At 68.5% G+C, this 18,483-nt stretch carries 19 protein-coding genes; 3 read left to right on the top strand and 16 right to left on the bottom strand.

Features of this window, described 5'->3' with window-relative positions; all coding sequences use genetic code 11:
- Window positions 1-65: 65 nt before the first annotated feature.
- The 11 genes from GQ57_RS31580 to GQ57_RS31530 all read right to left on the bottom strand — a co-directional run bounded on the left by GQ57_RS31580 (window position 66) and on the right by GQ57_RS31530 (window position 10,481).
- Window positions 66-1,250, bottom strand: coding sequence for a YncE family protein (locus tag GQ57_RS31580; protein ID WP_034199920.1), 1,185 nt, complete (start codon window positions 1,248-1,250; stop codon window positions 66-68).
- A 90-nt stretch (window positions 1,251-1,340) separates the two neighbouring features.
- Window positions 1,341-2,153 carry a creatininase family protein gene (locus GQ57_RS31575; protein WP_034199919.1) on the bottom strand — a complete coding sequence of 271 codons (813 nt, stop codon included), beginning with the start codon at window positions 2,151-2,153 and terminating at the stop codon, window positions 1,341-1,343.
- A gap of 220 nt (window positions 2,154-2,373) precedes the next feature.
- The gene (locus GQ57_RS31570) at window positions 2,374-2,772 is read right to left on the bottom strand and encodes a RidA family protein (protein ID WP_034199918.1); all 399 of its coding nucleotides are present in this window, start codon (window positions 2,770-2,772) and stop codon (window positions 2,374-2,376) included.
- Window positions 2,773-2,844: 72 nt separating this feature from the next.
- Window positions 2,845-3,621, bottom strand: a complete 777-nt coding sequence (gene benD / locus GQ57_RS31565; RefSeq protein ID WP_034199917.1) for a benzoate diol dehydrogenase BenD — start codon at window positions 3,619-3,621, stop codon at window positions 2,845-2,847.
- The gene (gene benC, locus GQ57_RS31560; protein ID WP_034199916.1) at window positions 3,618-4,640 is read right to left on the bottom strand and encodes a benzoate 1,2-dioxygenase electron transfer component BenC; all 1,023 of its coding nucleotides are present in this window, start codon (window positions 4,638-4,640) and stop codon (window positions 3,618-3,620) included. The genes benD and benC overlap by 4 nt, the downstream gene beginning before the upstream one ends.
- Window positions 4,641-4,681: 41 nt before the next feature.
- The gene (benB, locus tag GQ57_RS31555; protein ID WP_031401174.1) at window positions 4,682-5,170 is read right to left on the bottom strand and encodes a benzoate 1,2-dioxygenase small subunit; all 489 of its coding nucleotides are present in this window, start codon (window positions 5,168-5,170) and stop codon (window positions 4,682-4,684) included.
- Window positions 5,167-6,525 (bottom strand): Rieske 2Fe-2S domain-containing protein, encoded by a 1,359-nt coding sequence (locus GQ57_RS31550; RefSeq protein WP_034199915.1) that lies wholly within the window; start codon window positions 6,523-6,525, stop codon window positions 5,167-5,169. Before GQ57_RS31550 ends, benB begins: the two co-directional genes overlap by 4 nt.
- A 108-nt stretch (window positions 6,526-6,633) precedes the next feature.
- On the bottom strand, window positions 6,634-7,569 hold the full coding sequence (gene catA / locus GQ57_RS31545) for a catechol 1,2-dioxygenase (protein ID WP_031401172.1): 936 nt from the start codon (window positions 7,567-7,569) through the stop codon (window positions 6,634-6,636).
- A gap of 51 nt (window positions 7,570-7,620) precedes the next feature.
- The gene (locus tag GQ57_RS31540) at window positions 7,621-7,953 is read right to left on the bottom strand and encodes a hypothetical protein (RefSeq protein ID WP_034199914.1); all 333 of its coding nucleotides are present in this window, start codon (window positions 7,951-7,953) and stop codon (window positions 7,621-7,623) included.
- Between the two features lie 411 nt (window positions 7,954-8,364).
- Window positions 8,365-8,802 (bottom strand): hypothetical protein, encoded by a 438-nt coding sequence (locus GQ57_RS43175; RefSeq protein ID WP_160257574.1) that lies wholly within the window; start codon window positions 8,800-8,802, stop codon window positions 8,365-8,367.
- Between the two features lie 482 nt (window positions 8,803-9,284).
- The gene (locus GQ57_RS31530; RefSeq protein ID WP_031401169.1) at window positions 9,285-10,481 is read right to left on the bottom strand and encodes a sugar transporter; all 1,197 of its coding nucleotides are present in this window, start codon (window positions 10,479-10,481) and stop codon (window positions 9,285-9,287) included.
- Between the two features lie 194 nt (window positions 10,482-10,675).
- Here GQ57_RS31530 and GQ57_RS31525 point away from each other — a divergent pair, with 194 nt between their 5' ends.
- Window positions 10,676-11,350 (top strand): HAD family hydrolase, encoded by a 675-nt coding sequence (locus GQ57_RS31525; protein WP_031401168.1) that lies wholly within the window; start codon window positions 10,676-10,678, stop codon window positions 11,348-11,350.
- A 69-nt stretch (window positions 11,351-11,419) separates the two neighbouring features.
- On the opposite strand, the gene GQ57_RS31520 is transcribed toward GQ57_RS31525, so the two are convergent.
- Window positions 11,420-11,884 (bottom strand): DUF1269 domain-containing protein, encoded by a 465-nt coding sequence (locus tag GQ57_RS31520; RefSeq protein WP_034199937.1) that lies wholly within the window; start codon window positions 11,882-11,884, stop codon window positions 11,420-11,422.
- A 45-nt stretch (window positions 11,885-11,929) separates the two neighbouring features.
- Window positions 11,930-12,568: a MarC family protein gene (locus tag GQ57_RS31515; protein WP_031401166.1), complete on the bottom strand. Its 639-nt coding sequence runs from the start codon at window positions 12,566-12,568 to the stop codon at window positions 11,930-11,932.
- 156 nt (window positions 12,569-12,724) lie between these two features.
- On the opposite strand from GQ57_RS31515, the gene GQ57_RS31510 reads away from it, so the two are divergent.
- On the top strand, window positions 12,725-12,943 hold the full coding sequence (locus tag GQ57_RS31510) for a DUF6566 family protein (protein ID WP_034199912.1): 219 nt from the start codon (window positions 12,725-12,727) through the stop codon (window positions 12,941-12,943).
- A gap of 179 nt (window positions 12,944-13,122) precedes the next feature.
- On the opposite strand, the gene GQ57_RS31505 is transcribed toward GQ57_RS31510, so the two are convergent.
- Entirely contained in the window at window positions 13,123-14,655 is a 1,533-nt protein-coding gene (locus tag GQ57_RS31505) for an FAD-dependent oxidoreductase (RefSeq protein ID WP_034199911.1), read from the bottom strand.
- A gap of 203 nt (window positions 14,656-14,858) precedes the next feature.
- On the opposite strand from GQ57_RS31505, the gene GQ57_RS31500 reads away from it, so the two are divergent.
- On the top strand, window positions 14,859-16,019 hold the full coding sequence (locus GQ57_RS31500) for an NAD-dependent formate dehydrogenase (protein ID WP_034199910.1): 1,161 nt from the start codon (window positions 14,859-14,861) through the stop codon (window positions 16,017-16,019).
- A gap of 247 nt (window positions 16,020-16,266) precedes the next feature.
- Here the strand turns inward: GQ57_RS31500 and GQ57_RS31495 are convergent, their stop codons facing one another.
- A complete protein-coding gene (locus tag GQ57_RS31495; RefSeq protein WP_034199909.1) occupies window positions 16,267-17,394 on the bottom strand; it encodes a zinc-binding dehydrogenase in 1,128 nt (375 codons plus the stop codon).
- A gap of 277 nt (window positions 17,395-17,671) precedes the next feature.
- A partial coding sequence (locus GQ57_RS31490; RefSeq protein WP_152603401.1) for an aminotransferase-like domain-containing protein occupies window positions 17,672-18,483 on the bottom strand: 812 nt, incomplete at its 5' end.

Below are 18,483 nucleotides of genomic sequence, written 5' to 3'. Positions count from 1 at the left end.
GGCCCGGCGCGGCGCACGGCCGCCCGCGTCGAGCGGCCGTCGCGCCGGAAGGTGCTCGCCGCGGCCTAGCGCATGTTTCCCGTATGGCCGAGCGAATAGCGGCCCGGTTGCGGCCACACCGTGAGGCCGTGCGGCTCCATGCCGACGGGAATCGACCGGACCGCGCCGCTCGCGGTGTCGATCGCATAGACGACGTCGTCGAAGCGGCCCGACAGCCACAGCGTCTTGCCGTCGGCGCTCACGTTGCCCATGTCGGGGCTGCCGCCGCCGGGAATCGGCCAGGTCGCGACCACCTTGCGCGTCGCGAAATCGAGAACCGAGACGCTGCCCTTGCCGTGGCGCGGCCCGTGCACGAGGTTGGAGCCGCGATTCGCGATATAGAGCCGGGCGCCGTCGCGGCTCGGATACAACCCGTGGGTGCCGACGCCGGTCCGGATGAAGCCGGTCTTCGCGAAGCGGTCGCCGTCGACCAGGTACACGCCGTCGGCCATCATGTCGGCGACATAGAACACCTTGCCGTCCGGCGACACGCGAATGTCCTGCGGCATCCCCTTCCGGTCGAGTTCGAGGTAGCCGACCACCTTGCGGTTCACGAGATCGATCTTGGCGAGCTTGCCGCCGAACTCGCACGTGAAAAGCGCATACCGTCCGTCGATCGAGAAATCGGCGTGGTTGATCCCCTTGCATTGCGGGACATCGAGGCTCGATTTCAGCGCCATCGTGTGCGGATCGCGGAAGTCGAGCCGCGCATGCGCCTCGGCCACCACGATCGCGTCCTGGCCGTCGGGCGTGAAATACATGTTGTACGGGTCGTCGACGCTCACTTCCGGGCCGGGCTTGCCCGTCTTCGGATCGATCGGCGTCAGGCTGCCGTCGGTCCGCCCTTCCGCATTGTTCGCCACCCACAGCGTCTGCAGATCCCACGCGGGCACGACGTGCTGCGGGCTGCGGCCGACGGCGAACCGGTCGACGACCTTGTAGGTGGCCGGGTCGATCACGTAGACGTCGTTCGATCTCAGGTTCGGCACGTAGACGCGCGGCAACGCCCCCGCCACCGCCGCGCTCATGTGACCGGCCTGCGCCTCGCTGTACAGGTTGCCGGGGTCGACGACGGGCGGCATGCCGGGTACGGTCGCGACGGCGGATGCCGCGAGCGCGGCGCGGACACCGAAGCCGGCAAGCGCCGCGGCGGCGGCGAACGCGAAACGGGAGAAGCGGATGCGACGGTGACGGCGAAGGCGCAGCTGCATGACGGTGCCCCTGGGCGATGGCTTGAACGGAACGGCGCTGGAACGGTAAAAAGCGGAACGGCGGAACTGTCGCGCGACGTGGCAGCGGCGTCAGCGGGCGGCGACGGCTTTCCGGATGGCGTCCACGGTGCGCGACACGATGGCGTCGGTCCCCAGCCGGCCGAGTTCGGCGCTGGCGTGACGCGGATCGCCGCCGTACACGCCGTCGACGGCGCCGGGCTTCGCGGCGTTGCGCAGCGCATCGGCCCTGACCATGCCCGGCGCGACCGCCAGCAGCAGCGACGTATCGGCCAGCCCCGCATGGGTGCCGATATCCGCGGCCGGTACGCCGTGCTCGCGCAGGATCTGCGCGTAACCGTCGGAACTGGTGCCGTAGTATTCGGCCGGCACGAACGCGCGCGCGCCGGTGCCGGCCCACGACTTGTTGAGTCGGGCGACCGACTGCCGGATGTCGTTCTGGTAGCCGCCGTGATCGCCGAGGAACACGATGTTCGTGAAACCGTGGATCCGGAAACTGTTGGCCGCGGACTCGAGGGTCTTTTCGAAGACGTCGTCAGTCACGGTGATGGTGCCCGGAAAACGCATGTGCGACGTCGGCGGCGCATAGCCGCCTTCCGGCACGTACGCAATGACGGGCGCGACGATCGCGTTGCCGAGGCCTTCCGCGATCCGCTCGGACAGGACCTTGACCCGCGCGTTGTGCTTGCCGAGCGCGACGTACGGCCCGCTTTGCTCGGTCCCGCCGATCGGAATCAGGATGGTGGTCTTTCCGGCACGTACGCTGTCGCGCAGTTCGGTCCAGGTCATGTCCTCGAGACGGACCGTTCCCGGCGCCTGCGCGAGCGCGGCTTGCGCGAGGGTGAGCACGAGGGCGGCGAAGACGGCGCGTGGCGGGCATTTCATCGCGGATTCTCGACGGAAGAAGGGAACGGCGCTGCAATTCCTCGCACCATAAACGAACTCGCGCGACTTGTCGCTGACCGCAGCGCGGCGCCTTGCGCAAACGCGGATCCGAAAGCGCTTCGTCAGGATGGCGTCGCGCAGTGCGGCCGGTCGTTACGCGTCGGGAGGACGCCGGCGTGCCGCCCCGCGGCGCCTCAGACAACCCGCCCGTCGACGCGCATCACGCCCGCAGCACGGCCACTGCCTTGATTTCGACGACATAACCCGGCGCGCCGCCCAGCATGTGCGCGCCGACCGCCGTCCACGCCGGCTTCGGGTGGGCATCGAGGTAGCGGTCGCGCACCTGCATGAACAGCGGCATGTCGCGCAGGTCGGTGTGAAAGCTCGTCAGGTCGACCACGTCGGCGAACGATGCGCCGGCCGCTTCCAGCACGCGCTTCAGGTTTTCGAACGCCTGCACGATCTGCGCCTCGCGCGCCTCGACCAGGCGCATTCCGGCATCGCGGCCGATCTGGCCGGACACGTACAGCGTATCGCCGACCAGCAGGCCGGGCGCGTAGCCGATCGTCTCGTACACCGCTTCCATTCCCGCCGGAACGACGGCCTTGCGTTCATGCATGAGGGTCTCCGTGGCCGGCGCCGGTGCGCCGGCCGTCTGGTTGTCGATGAATGACGGCGGGCGGCGCGCCGCTCAACCCGTATCGCCGCCCGCGACCGGCAGGACGGTACCGGTGATGTAGCTCGCCTCGTCGGACGCGAGGAACAGGATCGGCGCGATCTGCTCGTCGAGGCTGCCGTAGCGCTTGAGGAACGTCGAGTCGGTCACCTGCCGCACGGCCTCGGCCATCCACGCCTGCTCCTGCTCGCTGTCGCCGGCCGCGTTGCGCGGCACGCGGCGCGGCGGCGCGCTGGTGCCGCCCGGCGCGGTCGCGACGACGCGGATGTTGTGTTCCGCGTATTCCATCGCGAGTGCCTGCGTCAGCGCATTGACGCCGCCTTTCGCGGCCGAGTACGGCACGCGGCGGATGCCGCGCGTCGCGTTCGACGACACGTTGACGATCGTGCCGCCGCCGCGCGCGAGCAGGTGCGGCAGCGCCGCGTGGCACGTGTAGAGCGTCGGCATCAGCGAGCGGCGGATTTCCGCGTCGATCTGCGCCGGTTCGAATTCCGCGAACGGCCGCATCCGGATCGCGCCGCCGACCCCGTTGATCAGGATGTCGATACCGCCGAACGTCTGCACCGCGCACGCGATCGCCGCTTGCGCGCCTTCGTAGGTTTCGAGATCCGCGACGCATCCCGCCGTATCGCCGTGCGCCGCTTCGGCGGCCACGTCGGCGACGAAATCCGCGCGATCGACGAACAGCACCCTGCCGCCCTCGGCCGCCGCGCGCAGCGCGACGCCGCGACCGATGCCCTGCGCCGCGCCGGTGACGACGACGACCTTGCCCGAGAATCGTTGCATGGTCATGCCGCCTTTGCCGTGACGTTGGGCGTGAACTTCTCGTAGTGGAAGCTGCTCGGCTTCACGCCTTCGTCGTCGAAGTACCGGCGCACCGCGTCGACCATCGGCGGCGGGCCGCACAGGTACACGTCGACGTCGCCGTCGTTCAACGCATCGGCCGGAATGTGCTGCGTGACCCAGCCCTTGCGCGGGTGGTTCGATTCCGCATCGGCCACGACCGTCGCGAAACTGAAGTTCGGCAGCTTCGCCGCATACGCTTCGATCGCATCGACCAGCACGAGATCGAGGTCGCGCGTCACGCCGTAGATCAGGTGCACCTTCTGCTGCGACCCGCCGCGCGCCAGCACCTCGAGCATCGACAGGAACGGCGCGAGGCCCGTGCCGCCCGCGAGGAACAGCAGCGGCCGCTGCACGTCGCGCAGATAGAAGCTGCCGAGCGGCCCGTGCAGTTCCAGCGTGTCGCCGGGCCGCGCCGATTCGAGCCACGTGCTCATCACGCCGCCGGGGATCTTCTTGATCAGGAAGCTCACCCTTGCGTCGGCCGGCGCGGACGAGAACGAATACGAGCGATGCTGGCCGCTCGCGGGCACGTCGATGTTCACGTACTGGCCCGGCAGGAACACGGGCGCGGCCGCGCCGACGTCGAGTTCGAGCACGACGGCCGCGTCGTTGTGCGGCTCGACCTTCGTCACCGTCGCGGCAAAACCGCTTTGCCCGGTCTTGCACGCGACCGACGACGTCGGCACCGCGATCACGCAATCGCTGTGCGGCACCATCTGGCAGGTCAGCACGAGGCCGCCGTCCTTCTCGTCCTCGGTGAGCGCGTCGTCGATGTAGTCGTCGCCGAGGTCGTAGCGGCCGCTTTCGGCGCGGCACTTGCAGGTGCCGCACACGCCGTCGGAACAATCCATCGGCAGGTTGATCTTCGCGCGGAACGCGGCGTCGAGGACTTTCTCGCCGGCCCGGCAGTCGATGAAGCGGGTCACCCCGTCCTCGAAATTCAGTGCAATCGTGTAGCTGGACATGGCATCGCCTCCACTTCCTTTCATGACAAGACGGTCGGGCGTCAGACGTGATAGACGTCGAGCACCTGCCGGATGTAGTCGTTCTTCAAGACGATCTTCTTGGACGAGATCAGCAGCGCATCTCCCGCCTTGCGCAACGTGACGAACATCGTGCCGAAGAAGTGGTCGGTGACGCGGTAACGATGGTTCAGCGTGTGGAAGTTGTAGCGCACGTCCACTTCGTCGTCGCGCTCGGCCAGCACTTCCACATTCGTCACGTTGTGGCTCGTGCGCGGCTCGGGCGTCGACGCGCCGCTGCGCTCGGTCTTGATCCGGAACACGCGATCCTCGAGGCCGCCCCGGTCCGCGTAATACATCAGCGAGATCTGGCTTTGCGGATCGTCGGTCGGCCTATCGTCGTCGTCCCACGCGGGCATCCAGTACGTGACGTCTTCCGTGTAGCAGGTCAGCCAGTCGTCCCACTGGCGATCGTCGAGCAGGCGCGCTTCGCGGTACAGCGCGGCGCAGACAGTCCGGTAATCGACGCTCATGCCGCCACCTCGCCGCGTTCCTGCTTCAGCGCGTCGCGCATCACGTTCACCCAGTGTTCGTGCTGGCTCACGAACAGCCCTTCGTCCTCGCTGCGCTCGCCCGAGATGCGCGGGTTCAGCCCCATCCTCCTCGCGTTCTCGTCCGGGCCGTCGACCCACAGCGGCGCGCCGCGCGACAGGTCGTTCCACATCGCCGTGATGCCCGCGTAGCCGGCCTGGCAGGCCCGGAACTCCTCCAGGTCGTCGGCCGTGCCCATGCCCGTCACGTTGAAGAAATCCTCGTACTGGCGAATGCGCGTCGTGCGGTCGGCCTCGCTCTCGCCCTTCGGCGCGAAACAGAAGATCGTGACCTCAGTCCTGTCGACGCCGAGCGGCCGCACCACGCGGATCTGCGTGCTGAACTGGTCCATCAGGAACACGTTCGGGTACACGCACAGGTTGCGCGTCTGGTTGACGATGAAGTCGGCCTGCACCTCGCCCACGCGCGCCCTGATCTCGTCGCGATGCCGATACACCGGCCGCACCTCCGGGTTCATCGTCTGCGTCCACAGCAGGATGTGGCCGTTGTCGAACCCGTACACGCCCGCGACCGACTTGCTCCAGCTGTTCGCATCGACGGCCTTGGTGCCGTCCTCCTTGCGGCGGCCCATCGTCGCCGCGTAGTTCCAGTGCACGGTGCTGACGTGGTAGCCGTCGCACCCGTTCTCCATCTGCATCTTCCAGTTGCCTTCGTAGATGTAGGACGAGTTGCCGCGCAGCACCTCGAGCCCGTCCGGCGCCTGGTCGACGATCTGGTCGATGATCACGCGCGTCTCGCCGAGATAGTCCGCGAGCGGCTGCACGTCGGCGCTGAGGCTGCCGAACAGGAAGCCGCGATAGCTCTCGAAGCGCGCGACCTTCTTCAGGTCGTGCGACCCGTGCGTATTGAACTGCACCGGATACTCGGTCGTCTTCTCGTCCTTCACCTTCAGCAGCTTGCCGGTGTTCGAGAACGTCCAGCCGTGGAACGGGCACGTAAAGCTGCCCTTGTTGCCGTGCTTGCGGCGGCACAGCATCGCCCCCTTGTGGGCGCACGCATTGACGACCGCGTGCAGCTCGCCGGTCTTGTCGCGCGTGATGACGATCGGCTGGCGGCCGATCCACGTCGTGTAGTAGTCGTTGTTGCCGGGAATCTGGCTTTCGTGCGCGAGGTACACCCAGTTGCGCTCGAAGATGTGCTTCATCTCCAGTTCGTACAGTTCCTCGTGGGTGAAGATGTCGCGGCGGCAGCGGAATACGCCGGCCTCCTTGTCATCCTGCACGGCAGTGGCAAGCAGGTGATCCAGTTCGTTGGCTCGTTCGAGAATGGCGGACATGTTGGCTCCTCCCATGCGCGTGCCGCGTCCTGCAAGCACGCTCGCATCGGTATCGGTTGAATCTCGCGGAAACCCGGCCGGCGGCGGCGCAGCCGCGCCGTCGGGCGGTTACGCCGTCGCGGCCGCGCGCAGGCGGTGGACGATCTGGTTGTCCTTGCCCTGTACCAGCGGCGTCAGCACGACGTTGAACTCGATGTCCCGGTACGCATCGGCCTTCATGCCGAGCGCCGTGCCGCCGGTCCTGTCGACGACGGGCGGGATCAGCGCCTCGCGCGTCGCATACGCGAAGTCATCCCAGATCAGCGGATCGCCGTCGATGTTGAATTGCGTCGTCAGCTTGCGGTGATCGTCGCTGCCGACGAAGAAGTGCACGTGCGCGGGACGGTTGCCGTGGCGGCCGAGGTCGTTCAGCAACTGCTGCGTCGCGCCCTGCGGCGGGCAGCCGTAGCCGACCGGCATCAGCGTGTGGAATGCGTACCGGCCGTCCGCGCCGGTCCTCACCGCGCCGCGCAGGTTGAAGTCGGTCTGCGCGCCGGTCGGGTCGAAGTGCGAATAGAAGCCCTTCGAGTTCGCGTGCCAGCATTCGACCAGCGCGCCCGCGACGGGCTCGCCGTCGAGGCCGGTCACCGTGCCGTGGATCGCGAGCGGGCCCGCGTCGTCGTCCGCGTCGAGGTCGATTCTCGACACGCCGTCGCGCACCGGCGCGCCCGCCACATACAGCGGCCCCTCGATCGTGCGCGGCGTGCCGCCGGCAAGGCCGTTCGCCTCGTCCTCGGCATCCATGCGGATGTCGAGATACTTCTCGAGACCGAGGCCCGCCGCGAGCAGCGCCGCCTCGCCGTCCTGGCCGAGCCGGTTCAGGTAGTTGACGCCCGCCCACACCTCGTCGGGCGTGATGTCGAGATCGTCGATCGCCTTGAACAGGTCGCCGAGCAGGCGCAGCACGATCTGCTGCGTGCGCGCGTGGCCGCCGCTGCCGTCCGCGTTCGACGCGGCCCTCAGCAGGTCCTGGACTTCCCTGGTATCGAAAACCTTGACGCTCATGATGGTGTCTCCACGTGTATTGGGGGAATGACGGTCTTTGCCGGGTTCGCGCTATCGGGCGACTTTCGTCAGCCCGTCGCCGGTGAAGCATCTGGCTTTCGCTTCGTCGGGTTCGATGCCGGGACCGGAACCGGCCAGTACGGTCGGTACGGTCGGCTCGAAGGCGCTGTTTTCGCGCGGCCGCGTCGGGATCGCGTCGATGATCGGCAGCGGCCCGAACGGTTCGCTGCGCCCCGGCCGGTTCGCGACACGCGCGAACCGGTGTGCGGATGCCGCCGTGCCGAACGCGCCTTCACGCCTCGTGGCGACCGGCAGCGAGTGCGGACCGATCGCCGGCCGGTCGACGAGGCGGATTTCGATGCGTTCGAGGGTGACGGAAGACATGGAGCACGCCGTGAGGTGAAGTTCTTGAGCCGATTTATACGTGTCGGCCAGATGGAGCGTCCAATACTTTTAGGCAGTCAATTCAATACCACTCAGGTATTGAAAATAAGAGATAGCCGGTAAATATCGTCATTTTCCATACCCGACATGACAGGCAATAACGCCTGGAAGCCATGCCGGATCAGGGGGAACGGCAAACCGGCATGCGCCGGCCGCCGACGGTCGGGAGGGAGGCTGCAGCAGCGTCGATCAGCGCGTGAAAGCGCTGCCGCATCGGGTCGCATCAGGGTTTTCCTGATGGATCGCCGGGGGTGCCCGACGGGAATGGCGACGCGCCCGCCCGCTCGCAACGACGCAAAAACGCGGGCGCGCAGTCGTGGTCGTGGTCGTGGTCGTGGTCGTGGTCGGCGGTCAGCGGCCGGCTGCCGCGATCGACGCCTGCCATTGCGCGGCCACGCCGGCGTAGTCCTCGATCCGGAAAGCCGAGCCGTCCTTGACGTGGACCCAGCCGAGCGTGCGTTCGGCGAGCGGCTTGTCGTGGTCGTCCGTTGCGATCTTGACGATCGCATGCGAACGGATATGCACGAGACCGTCCGGATAGTCGGACGACGGATTCGCCAGCGTCGCCGTCACGAACGGGCCGAGATCCTGCAGCAGTCGCGCGGCCGGCGGATCGTCGGCCATCAGCAACGCACCGCCCTTCACGCGGTCGTCCACGCGAATGGCCGTGCTGTCCGGACGCCGCTGCGCGGCGGTCGGCCGCGACATCCACAGCACGTGGTCCGGGTTGAGGTAGACCACATCGGGGTCGCCCATCGCGTCGCGGGTTTCAATCCGGGGTATCGGCATGCAGGGTCTCCAGTCGGATACGGGGCGCCGCTCGCGGGTGCGGCGGCAACATGATGATGCCGCAATGTGTCGGCATTTCGGATGTCTTCCGACCAAAGGCGCGACCACCCGCGGCAGGATAACCGCGCCGCGCGTGTCGCCGTGTTGCCGTGTTGCCGTGTTGCCGTGTTGCCGTGCTTGCCGTGCTTGCCGTGCTTGCCGACGCGCCGATGCCGTCGATATCGCCGGTCGTCCGCCCCGACGTCACGCCGCCCGCGCCGCAATCCCGGGGCCCGGGGTTGCAGCCGGGGCACCCGCTCTTGCCGGGCGCGCCCGGTCGCCCATGTTCGACGCCCGCAGTCTTCCGGTGGCCAGGCACGCCGTCCAATGGAGAATGACGGTGATTGCGCGCCTCGGGTCGGACGGCTTCCCGGAGCATGCGCGCGTGGCCGACGGCGGCCAATCGGCCGCACGACGCGTGCGGCGCGGCCCGGCGAACGGCATCACGACGCCGCGGCCGCCGCTTCCCGTTTCGCGTGAAGCCGCAACGCGAGCCACGCGATCCCGACCGCGCACGCACCGACCACGCCGCCGAAGGTGCCGATCCACGGCAGCCCGAAATTGCCCGCGATATGGTTGCCGAGCAATGCGCCGGCGCCGATGCCCACGTTGTACAGCCCGGAGAAGATCGACACCGCGAGGTCGGTCCCCTCCGGCGCCAGCTTCAGCACCCACGCCTGCATCGCGAGGCCGAAACAGACGATCGCCCCGCCCCAGACCAGCGTATGCACCGACAGCGTGACGATGTTCAGCGCGCACGGGAACAGGATCAGCAGGCACCCCGACAACGTGACGATCGACGCGAGCAGGAACTTGTCCGGCTCGCGCGGATAGATGCGGTTGAAGCAGATCGCGGCCGGCATGCCGGCGACGCCGAACAGGATCAGCACGTAGGTGATCCGGCTGCCGCTCGCATGGTTGACGCTCTGGACGAACGGCTCGATGTACGTGTACGACGTGAAGTGCGCGGTGACGACGAGCACGGTGATCGCGTACAGCGCCACCAGCGCGGGCTTGCGCAGGAACACGCCGATGCTGCCGAGCGACCCGGCGCCCTGGCTCGGCAGCATCGGCAACGTCGCGCGCAGCAGCAGCAGCGCGACGGTCGCCGCGCCCGCGATGATCAGGAACGTGACGCGCCAGCCGAACGCCTCGCCGATCACGCGCCCGAGCGGAATGCCGGCGACCATCGCGATCGACGTGCCCATCGCCAGCATGCCGAGCGCGCGGCTTTTCCGGTCGACCGGCGCGAGCCGCACGGCCAGCGGCACGGAGATCGACCAGAACACCGCGTGCGCGCACGCGATGCCCAGGCGGCCGGCCATCAGCACCTCGAAATTCCAGGCGACGCCCGTCACGACATGGCTGGCGATGAACACCAGCAGCGCGCCGGTCAGCAGCCTGCGGCGCTCGACGTGGCGCGTGACCAGCGTCAGCGGCAGCGACACGATCGCGACGGCCCACGCGTAGATCGTCAGCATCAGGCCGACGTCGGTCGGCTGCATGTGCAGGCTGTCGCCGATCGCGCTGAGCAGCGCGACGGGCACGAACTCGGTGGTGTTGAAGATGAAGGCGGCCAGCGCCAGGGCGATGACGCCCCGCCACGCGTGCCTGGAGCCGACGGCGTCCGGTGTTGCCATACCTGGGATCGACGAGACGAGGATTGGAGGCGCGTCCGGCGCGGAAAATCCCGCCCGGCGCTTCGCGGCGATTGTACCAGCGGCATATGACACGTCGTCGCACGCCGGCGAGGCGGGACATCGCGATGACATCGCCGTGCGCCGATAATGTGCCGACAGCCATTTTTCCGAACCTTTCGAGCCAGGAGCCCGACATGCGCATTGAAACGTCCTTTCTGTTCGACCTCGACGGCACGCTCGTCGACAGCGTCTACCAGCACGTGCTCGCGTGGAAGGAGGCGCTCGACGCCGAAGGCATCGAGCTGTCGGTCTGGCGTATCCATCGCAAGATCGGCATGAGCGGCGGCCTGTTCCTGAATCAGTTGCTGCGCGAAACCTCGGGCAGCCTCGACGCCGAACGCGTCGAACGCCTGGCCCGGCTGCATGCGGCCGCGTACCAGCGGCTGCGCGCGCAGGTCCGGCCGCTGCCGGGCGCGCGCGAACTGCTGGCCGCGCTGTCGGCCGCGGGCATCCGCTGGGCGATCGCCACCAGTGGGCGGATGGAGACGGCCGCCATCAATCTCGAGGCGCTCGGCGTCGATCCCGCGAAGCAGGTCGTCGTCACGCGCGACCAGGTCAAGTACGCGAAGCCCGACCCCGACCTGTTCCTGACCGCGGCCGCGCAATTGAACGTGCCGATCGAGCACACGGTCGTCGTCGGCGACAGCATCTGGGACATGCTCGCCGCCAGCCGCTGCCGCTCGCTCGGCGTCGGGCTGCTGTCGGGCGGATACGGCAGCGACGAACTGGAGCGCGCCGGCGCGCTGCGCGTGTACGACGATCCGGCGGACCTGCTGTGGCACCTCGACGAGATCGCCGCCCGGCCCTGACGCATCGGGAAGCGCCGCGTCGGACGCCTGCGGGGCTGCGGTTGCGACCGCGGCCGTCGCGGCGCGGACTCAGCCGGCCGGTGTGCTGCCACCGCCGTCGCGCGCGGTCGAGATCGCTTCGATCAGTTTCAGTTCGTCGTCGATCGACAGCGTCGTGTCGGTCACGTCCCCGCCGATCGGCGCGAGCGCGGCGCTCAACGCATCGATGTCGAGTTGCGTCGCCGATAACCCGAGCGACACGGTGCCGGGGCGCGCCTTGCGCGCGACGCGGTCGATCAGCGCGTTGTCCACCGGCCGCTCGCGCCACGCGGCGAGCGACGATTCGATGTGCGCGACCGCGCTGTCGAGCAGCGATCCGGACGAAACCCGGCCGGGATCGACTGCATGCGCGCGCAACTGTCCGTCGGCCGCGCACTCGACCGTCACGACGCCCGACAGCGCGATCACGCGCCGGTCGCGCAGCGTGCCGAGTTCGGCGAGCGCGCGGCGCAGCGCGTCGAGGTCGGGATAGGACAACACGATCAGCGTATTCATCGGCACCTCCATGACATCAGGCGACCGGGAACGGACGTACCGCGCTCAATGCGCGAGCCCGAACGCGGCCTTCAGGCTCGCGACGATCATCTGCATCGCGATCGCCGCGAGAATCATCCCCATCAGGCGCTGCGTGACCGCCGTCACGCGCGCCGACAGGTAGTGGCCGATCAGCGGGGCCGCCAGCAGCGACACGGCCAGCAGCACGAGGAACGCGGCCAGCCCGAGCGCGAACGCGAGTTCCTGCCCGCTCGAGAACGCGCTGTGACCGAGCACGATCATCGTCGCGATGGTGCCGGGGCCGACCAGCAGCGGGATCGTCAGCGGATAGATCGCGATGCTGTCGGCCGACGCCGGATCGGCGCCTTCGTCGCCGCCCGGCGCATGCTGGCGGCTCGGCGAACCGTGCAGCATCGACAGCGCGATCAGCAGCACCAGCAGCCCGCCCGCGAGCCGGAAATCGTCGATCGTCAGGCCGAACACGTGGAGGATCGCGCCGCCGGCGACCGCCGACACGATGCAGCCGACCGTCACGCCGATCGCGGCGGTCAGCGCGACCTTGCGGCGCACGCCGTCCGCCGCGCCTTCCGTCAGCGACAGGAACACCGGGATGTTCGCGATCGGGTTCATGATCGCGAACAGCGCCGCGAACACCTTGATGGAAAAGGTCAGGTCGAAAGCCACGGGTTCCCTCCCGGATCGTTCATCGAATCACCGGCCGGTTTCGCCGCGTTGCCGCTGCGTTGCCGGTGCGCGGTGCACGCCATGCTGCTACGATCGACGCACCGCGTTCAGCGGCGCCGCTGAATGCCCGTTCCCGACCGACGGAGAGCCCGAGCGATGCAAGCCACCGACACCTTCATGGATCACGAGATTCGCGTCGACGCGACGCGCAACGCCAACGGCGCCTGGGTCGCGCAGGTGCGGATCTTCCGCGACGGCGCGCCGGTCGACCTGCCCGCCCCCGAACTCGTCACGCCCGAATGGCTCACCTGCGACGAAGCGCTGCGCGGCGGCATCGACCAGGGGCGCGTCATCCTCAAGACGCGCGATCGCTGACGGCAACGCGGGCCGGAACGCGCGGCCCGGCCGCCCGCGCGACTTCGGCCGTTGCGTCGCCGGTTCGTCACCGGCCCGGTACGCGCACCGCGACGCGCGGCGCGAACCCGGCCCGGAAACGCGCACGACCGCCGCGATTCGTCTTTCCGCGTCGCTCGCATCGCGCCGACGGGCCGCCGTCATGCGGCCTCGATCTGCCGCTCGAATGCCGCTTCCGCCTTCAGGCCGTCGAGATCGCGGCCGATCGTCACGACCGCGAGCCGCGTGTCGCCGCGCCAGTAGGAAATCGTGCAGTCGTGCACGCCGAGGTCGCCGTCGATCTCGACGCGATCCCATTGCTCCGCGTGCCCGACATAGTTGATCGTGAGGTCGTAGTGCTGGCTCCAGAAGAACGGCACCGCGTCGAACGGCCGCTGCTGCCCGAGCATGTTGCGCGCCGCGACGATGCCCTGCCGCTCGGCGACGACCCAGTGCTCGACGCGAATGCGCTCGCCCGTCAGCGGATCGGGCCAGCGCGCGATGTCGCCGGCCGCGTAGACATCGGGCGCGCTCGTGCGCAGGAACCGGTCGACCGTCACGCCGCGCTCGACCGCGAGGCCCGCGTCCTGCGCGAGCCCGACGTCCGGACGCACGCCGATGCCGACCACCACCACGTCGGCCGGCAGCACGTCGCCGGTCGACAGCGTCACGCTGTCCGGCGCAATCCGCGCGGGCGTCGCCCCCAGATGGAACACGACGCCATGCGCTTCGTGCAGCGCCCTGATCGTGCCGCCGAGCGCCTCGCCGAGCACGCGCGCCATCGGCTGTGCATCGGGCGCGACGACCTGCACGTCGAGCCCGCGCGTGCGCAACGCGGCGGCCGCTTCGAGCCCGATGAAGCTCGCGCCGACCACGACGCAACGGCGCGCCGTCTTCAGCTTGCCGATCAACGCCTCGCAATCGGCGCGCGAGCGCAGCACGCATACGTGCGGCAGGTCGGCGCCGGGCACGCTCAACCGGTTCGGCTCGGCGCCCGTTGCTAGCAGCAGCGCGCCGTAGCCCACGCGGCTGCCGTCGGCGAGCTCGACTTCGTGCCGCGCGGGGTCGAGCCGTGCGACCCGCGTGCCGCACCGCACGTCGATGCCGTGGTCGGTATAGAACGACGGCGCGCGCAGCGGCAGCCAGTCGGCATCGGCCGTGCCGGCGAGATAGTCCTTCGACAGGTTCGGCCGGTCGTAGGGCGGATCGCTGTCGGCGCTCAGCAGCGTGACCGGATGCGGATAGCCTTCCTGCCGCAGCGTCACGGCCGCAGCGATCGCGGCGGCCCCGCCGCCGACGATCACCACCGATGCGGGCAACCCGGCGGCGGCCGGTGCGGGCGGCGCGACGGCCGGCCGCGCATCGCGCACGACCGCGCGGCCGTCGCGCTGCTCGACGCGCCAGCACGGCAGCCCGTCGAGCGCCGGCGCCCGCAGCATCGCGCCGGTGCGCAGGCTGAATGCCGCGTGGTGCCACGGGCAACGGATCGTGTCGCCGACCACCAGCCCGTCGGCCAGCGGCGTGCCGTAGTGCGTGCAGTGCGCGCCCACCGCGAACAGTTCGTCGGCGCGGCGCACGAGCAGCACCGCCGCATCGCCGACATGGCCCTCGATCATCGCGCCGTCGGCGATGTCGTCGAGCGCAATACCCTGCGCGAGATCGGGGCCTGCAGACGAGGAATCGCTTCCGGACATGACGTCGCTCCCGCAAAGTGAGGTAACGAAGCCATTATCGACGTCCGCCATGAAAAGAACAGGTACAGACGCCCCGCGGCGCACGCAAACGGCGACTGTAGCTTGTACGCGATCCACCGCAGGCGTAGAACGTCATCAACGCTGCGGCGCAACACGCACCGCGTGCGGGCCCCGTGTTCATTCGTCCATGAGGAGCGCTCCCGATGGCCACCGTCCTGTGCGTGCTCTACCCCGATCCCGTCGACGGCTATCCGCCGCGCTACGTGCGCGACGCGATTCCGGTCGTCACGCAGTACGCGGACGGACAAACCGCGCCGACGCCGGCCGGCCCTCCCGGCTTCCGTCCCGGCGAGCTCGTCGGCTCGGTATCCGGCGCGCTCGGGCTGCGCGGCTACCTCGAAGCGCACGGTCACACGCTGATCGTGACGAGCGACAAGGACGGCCCCGATTCCGAATTCGAGCGCCGGCTGCCGGAAGCGGACGTGGTGATTTCGCAGCCGTTCTGGCCCGCGTACCTGAGCGCCGAGCGGATCGCCCGCGCACCGAAGCTGAAGCTCGCGCTGACGGCCGGCATCGGCTCCGATCACGTCGATCTCGACGCCGCGGCGCGCGCGCACGTCACCGTCGCCGAGGTCACGGGCTCGAACAGCATCAGCGTCGCCGAACACGTGGTGATGACGACGCTCGCGCTGGTGCGCAACTATCTGCCGTCGCACGCGATCGCGCGGCAGGGCGGCTGGAACATCGCCGATTGCGTATCGCGCAGCTACGACGTCGAGGGCATGCACTTCGGCACGGTCGGCGCGGGGCGCATCGGCCTCGCGGTGCTGCGCCGGCTCGAGCCGTTCGGCCTGCATCTGCATTACACGCAGCGGCACCGGCTCGACGCCGCGATCGAGCAGGAACTCGCGCTCACCTATCACGCCGATCCGGCGTCGCTCGCAAGCGCCGTCGATATCGTCAACCTGCAGATTCCGCTGTATCCGTCGACCGAGCACCTGTTCGACGCGGCGATGATCGCGCGGATGAAGCGCGGCGCGTACCTGATCAACACCGCGCGCGCGAAGCTGGTGGACCGCGACGCGGTCGTGCAGGCCCTGACGTCCGGGCATCTTGCCGGCTACGGCGGCGACGTGTGGTTTCCGCAGCCGGCGCCTCCCGACCATCCGTGGCGGACGATGCCGTTCAACGGCATGACGCCGCACATCTCGGGCACGTCGCTGTCCGCGCAGGCGCGCTATGCGGCCGGCACGCTGGAGATCCTGCAATGCTGGTTCGACGGCAAGCCGATCCGGAATGAATACCTGATCGTCGACGGCGGCGCGCTCGCGGGAACGGGCGCGCGGTCGTACCGGCTGAACTGACGCGATACGGTGCGCGGTTGCATGCGATCGCGTGCCGCGGCACGCGGCCGCGTGGTCAGCCGAGGCGGGACGCGGCGCGCTTGCCGACAGCGATCGCAGCCTGCCCGATGGCGCGGCCCAATCAATCGTGCACGGGTATGTTCCTCGGTCGCGACCACCGGCCGGGCAGAATCGCGGCGGCATGTACTGCCCGGCATCACGGCGACGCGCCGGGGAAAAGCGCGTAGACGTCTCACCTACCCATCGTTTATCCCAGCCTGGGATCGATCAGGAATTTCTCGCCGGTCGCCTTGCGCTCGATCGCGCGCAGCACGTCGGGCTGCAGCACATCGGCCAAGCCGATGGTGCGTGTGTAGTGGCTGGCGAAGGTGGTGGTCAGTTCGTCGGTCACACGCTGTCGAAGATGCTGCGCGGCGTCCGGGCCGATCCTGGGCAGGAAATTGAAGAGCAGCCACGCCGACACGCCCCAGGCATAGCCGAATGCGGCGCGATTCAGCACGGTCGGCGCCGTGTCGAGGCTGCCATAGATATAGAGCTGCTTGAAAACGGCCGAGCCATAACGGCTATAGGCGCCCGGCGTGCGCGCCGCGGCACGCTCCATGGCCTGCAGGATATCGCTGCCGAGTTGTCCGCCGCCGATCGCGTCAAACGCAAGGGTAGCGCCCGTCTCGGCCACGGCGTCGGTCAGGCGCGCGACGAAGTCCTCGTCCTTGCTGTTCAGCACATGGGTGGCGCCGATGCCCCGCAACAGGGCGACCTGCTCGTCGGAGCGCACGATATTGACCAGCGGGATGCCGTCGGCGAGGCAGATCCGCTGCAACATCTGGCCGAGATTGGAGGCGGCCGCCGTGTGGACGATAGCCTTGTGCCCCTCGCGGCGGGCGGTTTCAACGAAGCCCAACGCGGTGAGCGGATTGATGAACATCGACGCGCCGTCAGCGGCGCTGGCGTCGTCGGGCAGGACCATCACGTTATCCACGCCGATCTTGCGATAGTCGGCATACATGGCGCCGCCGTACATGCCGATGCGCTTGCCCTGCAGCGCGGCCGCGTTCTTGCCGGCCGCCACGACCGTACCCGCCCCCTCGTTGCCCACGGGCAGCGACTGGCCGATCCGGCCCGCGACACCTGACAGGCGCGCCGGAGGGACGGTCAGCGTGGTTCCTGGCCCGGTAGCGCTGCCGCCCGACTCGATACGAGAGAGATCGGCAGGCCCCAATAGCAGGCCGATGTCACTGGGGTTGACTGGCGTCGCTTCGACGCGGACGATGACCTCGTCGTCACCCGGTTCCGCCAGTTCGACGTGTTCCAGAGACAACGTAAGCGTGCCGTTCTGATCGATCGTGGATCGCAATTCGCGTCCGGCCCAGGCCATGTTTCACCTCCGAAGGTTGAAGTTCGGGCGCTCGTCGTCGCGACGAAAGCCCGGAAAATGAATCGTCCATGACGTTCAGCTTCGAAGATGGTAGCAAGCCTGCCCGATGCTTGCCTTGTCGCGGTGGCGGGATTCCCTCGTCGTCGGCGAAGTTGGCGCGATCGGTTCCGTTTCATGACAAACCAACTCCCGGCTCGGCGCGAAGCTTGCCGCAGAATCCGTGCCCGGAACGATCCACGCTTCCTGAAGCGGATCGGTCGCCATCGCCCGTCAGGCGCTACACACCCGGGTCGACAGCGAACAGATGCTTGTCCTGTGCGATCTGCCCGACCGCGATCACCGATTGTTCGATCTCCGGCGACCACGGGCTGCTGTAGTTCAGCCGGATGAAGTTCCGGAAGCTGTCCGTGATCGAGAACATGTAGCCGGGACCGATCGTGATCCCCTGTTCCAGCGCGAGCTGGTACAGGCGCATCGCGTCGACCTGCGCGGGCAGCTCGACCCACAGCACGTATCCGCCCGCCGGACTCGAAATGCGCGTGCCCTCCGGGAAGAACCGCGACACCATCGCCCGCATCAGGTTCGCCTGCTGCGCATACGCCTTGCGCAGGCGCCGCAGGTGATGCTCGTAGCCGTCGCGTTCGAGAAACTCCGCGATCGCGAGCTGCGGCAACGACGGTGTCGCCAGCGTGTTCAGGAATTTCAGCTTCTCGACCTGTTCGCGATAGCGGCCCGGCAACGCCCAGCCGATCCGGTACGCGGCCGTCAGGCTCTTCGAGAACGACGAGCAATGCAGCACGATGTCGTGGCGGTCGAACGACTTCAGCGTGCTCGGATGCGTGTTGCCGAAATACAGTTCGTTGTACACGCCGTTCTCGATGATCGGCATGTCCGCTCTCGTCGCGAACTCGACCAGCTCGCGCTTGCGCTCGTCCGGCATCTGGAACCCCATCGGGTTCTGGAAGTTCGGCATCACCATGCACGCGGCGATCGGCTGCGATTTCGCGATCGTCGCCAGCGCCGCGATGTCGATCCCGTACTCCGGATGCGTCGCCACCTCGATCGCCTTCATCCCCATCCGCTCGATCG

The organism is Burkholderia sp. MSh2 (genome assembly GCF_000731655.1).
Taxonomy (GTDB): domain Bacteria; phylum Pseudomonadota; class Gammaproteobacteria; order Burkholderiales; family Burkholderiaceae; genus Burkholderia; species Burkholderia paludis.
This window is presented reverse-complemented; position numbering and strand designations above follow the sequence as displayed.

Coding starts and splice junctions, on each gene's coding strand:
- GQ57_RS31580 (WP_034199920.1), bottom strand. CDS start 1,250: ATGCAGCTGCGCCTTCGCCGTCACCGTCGCATCCGCTTCTCCCGTTTC.
- GQ57_RS31575 (WP_034199919.1), bottom strand. CDS start 2,153: ATGAAATGCCCGCCACGCGCCGTCTTCGCCGCCCTCGTGCTCACCCTC.
- GQ57_RS31570 (WP_034199918.1), bottom strand. CDS start 2,772: ATGCATGAACGCAAGGCCGTCGTTCCGGCGGGAATGGAAGCGGTGTAC.
- benD (WP_034199917.1), bottom strand. CDS start 3,621: ATGACCATGCAACGATTCTCGGGCAAGGTCGTCGTCGTCACCGGCGCG.
- benC (WP_034199916.1), bottom strand. CDS start 4,640: ATGTCCAGCTACACGATTGCACTGAATTTCGAGGACGGGGTGACCCGC.
- benB (WP_031401174.1), bottom strand. CDS start 5,170: ATGAGCGTCGATTACCGGACTGTCTGCGCCGCGCTGTACCGCGAAGCG.
- GQ57_RS31550 (WP_034199915.1), bottom strand. CDS start 6,525: ATGTCCGCCATTCTCGAACGAGCCAACGAACTGGATCACCTGCTTGCC.
- catA (WP_031401172.1), bottom strand. CDS start 7,569: ATGAGCGTCAAGGTTTTCGATACCAGGGAAGTCCAGGACCTGCTGAGG.
- GQ57_RS31540 (WP_034199914.1), bottom strand. CDS start 7,953: ATGTCTTCCGTCACCCTCGAACGCATCGAAATCCGCCTCGTCGACCGG.
- GQ57_RS43175 (WP_160257574.1), bottom strand. CDS start 8,802: ATGCCGATACCCCGGATTGAAACCCGCGACGCGATGGGCGACCCCGAT.
- GQ57_RS31530 (WP_031401169.1), bottom strand. CDS start 10,481: ATGGCAACACCGGACGCCGTCGGCTCCAGGCACGCGTGGCGGGGCGTC.
- GQ57_RS31525 (WP_031401168.1), top strand. CDS start 10,676: ATGCGCATTGAAACGTCCTTTCTGTTCGACCTCGACGGCACGCTCGTC.
- GQ57_RS31520 (WP_034199937.1), bottom strand. CDS start 11,884: ATGAATACGCTGATCGTGTTGTCCTATCCCGACCTCGACGCGCTGCGC.
- GQ57_RS31510 (WP_034199912.1), top strand. CDS start 12,725: ATGCAAGCCACCGACACCTTCATGGATCACGAGATTCGCGTCGACGCG.
- GQ57_RS31505 (WP_034199911.1), bottom strand. CDS start 14,655: ATGTCCGGAAGCGATTCCTCGTCTGCAGGCCCCGATCTCGCGCAGGGT.
- GQ57_RS31500 (WP_034199910.1), top strand. CDS start 14,859: ATGGCCACCGTCCTGTGCGTGCTCTACCCCGATCCCGTCGACGGCTAT.
- GQ57_RS31495 (WP_034199909.1), bottom strand. CDS start 17,394: ATGGCCTGGGCCGGACGCGAATTGCGATCCACGATCGATCAGAACGGC.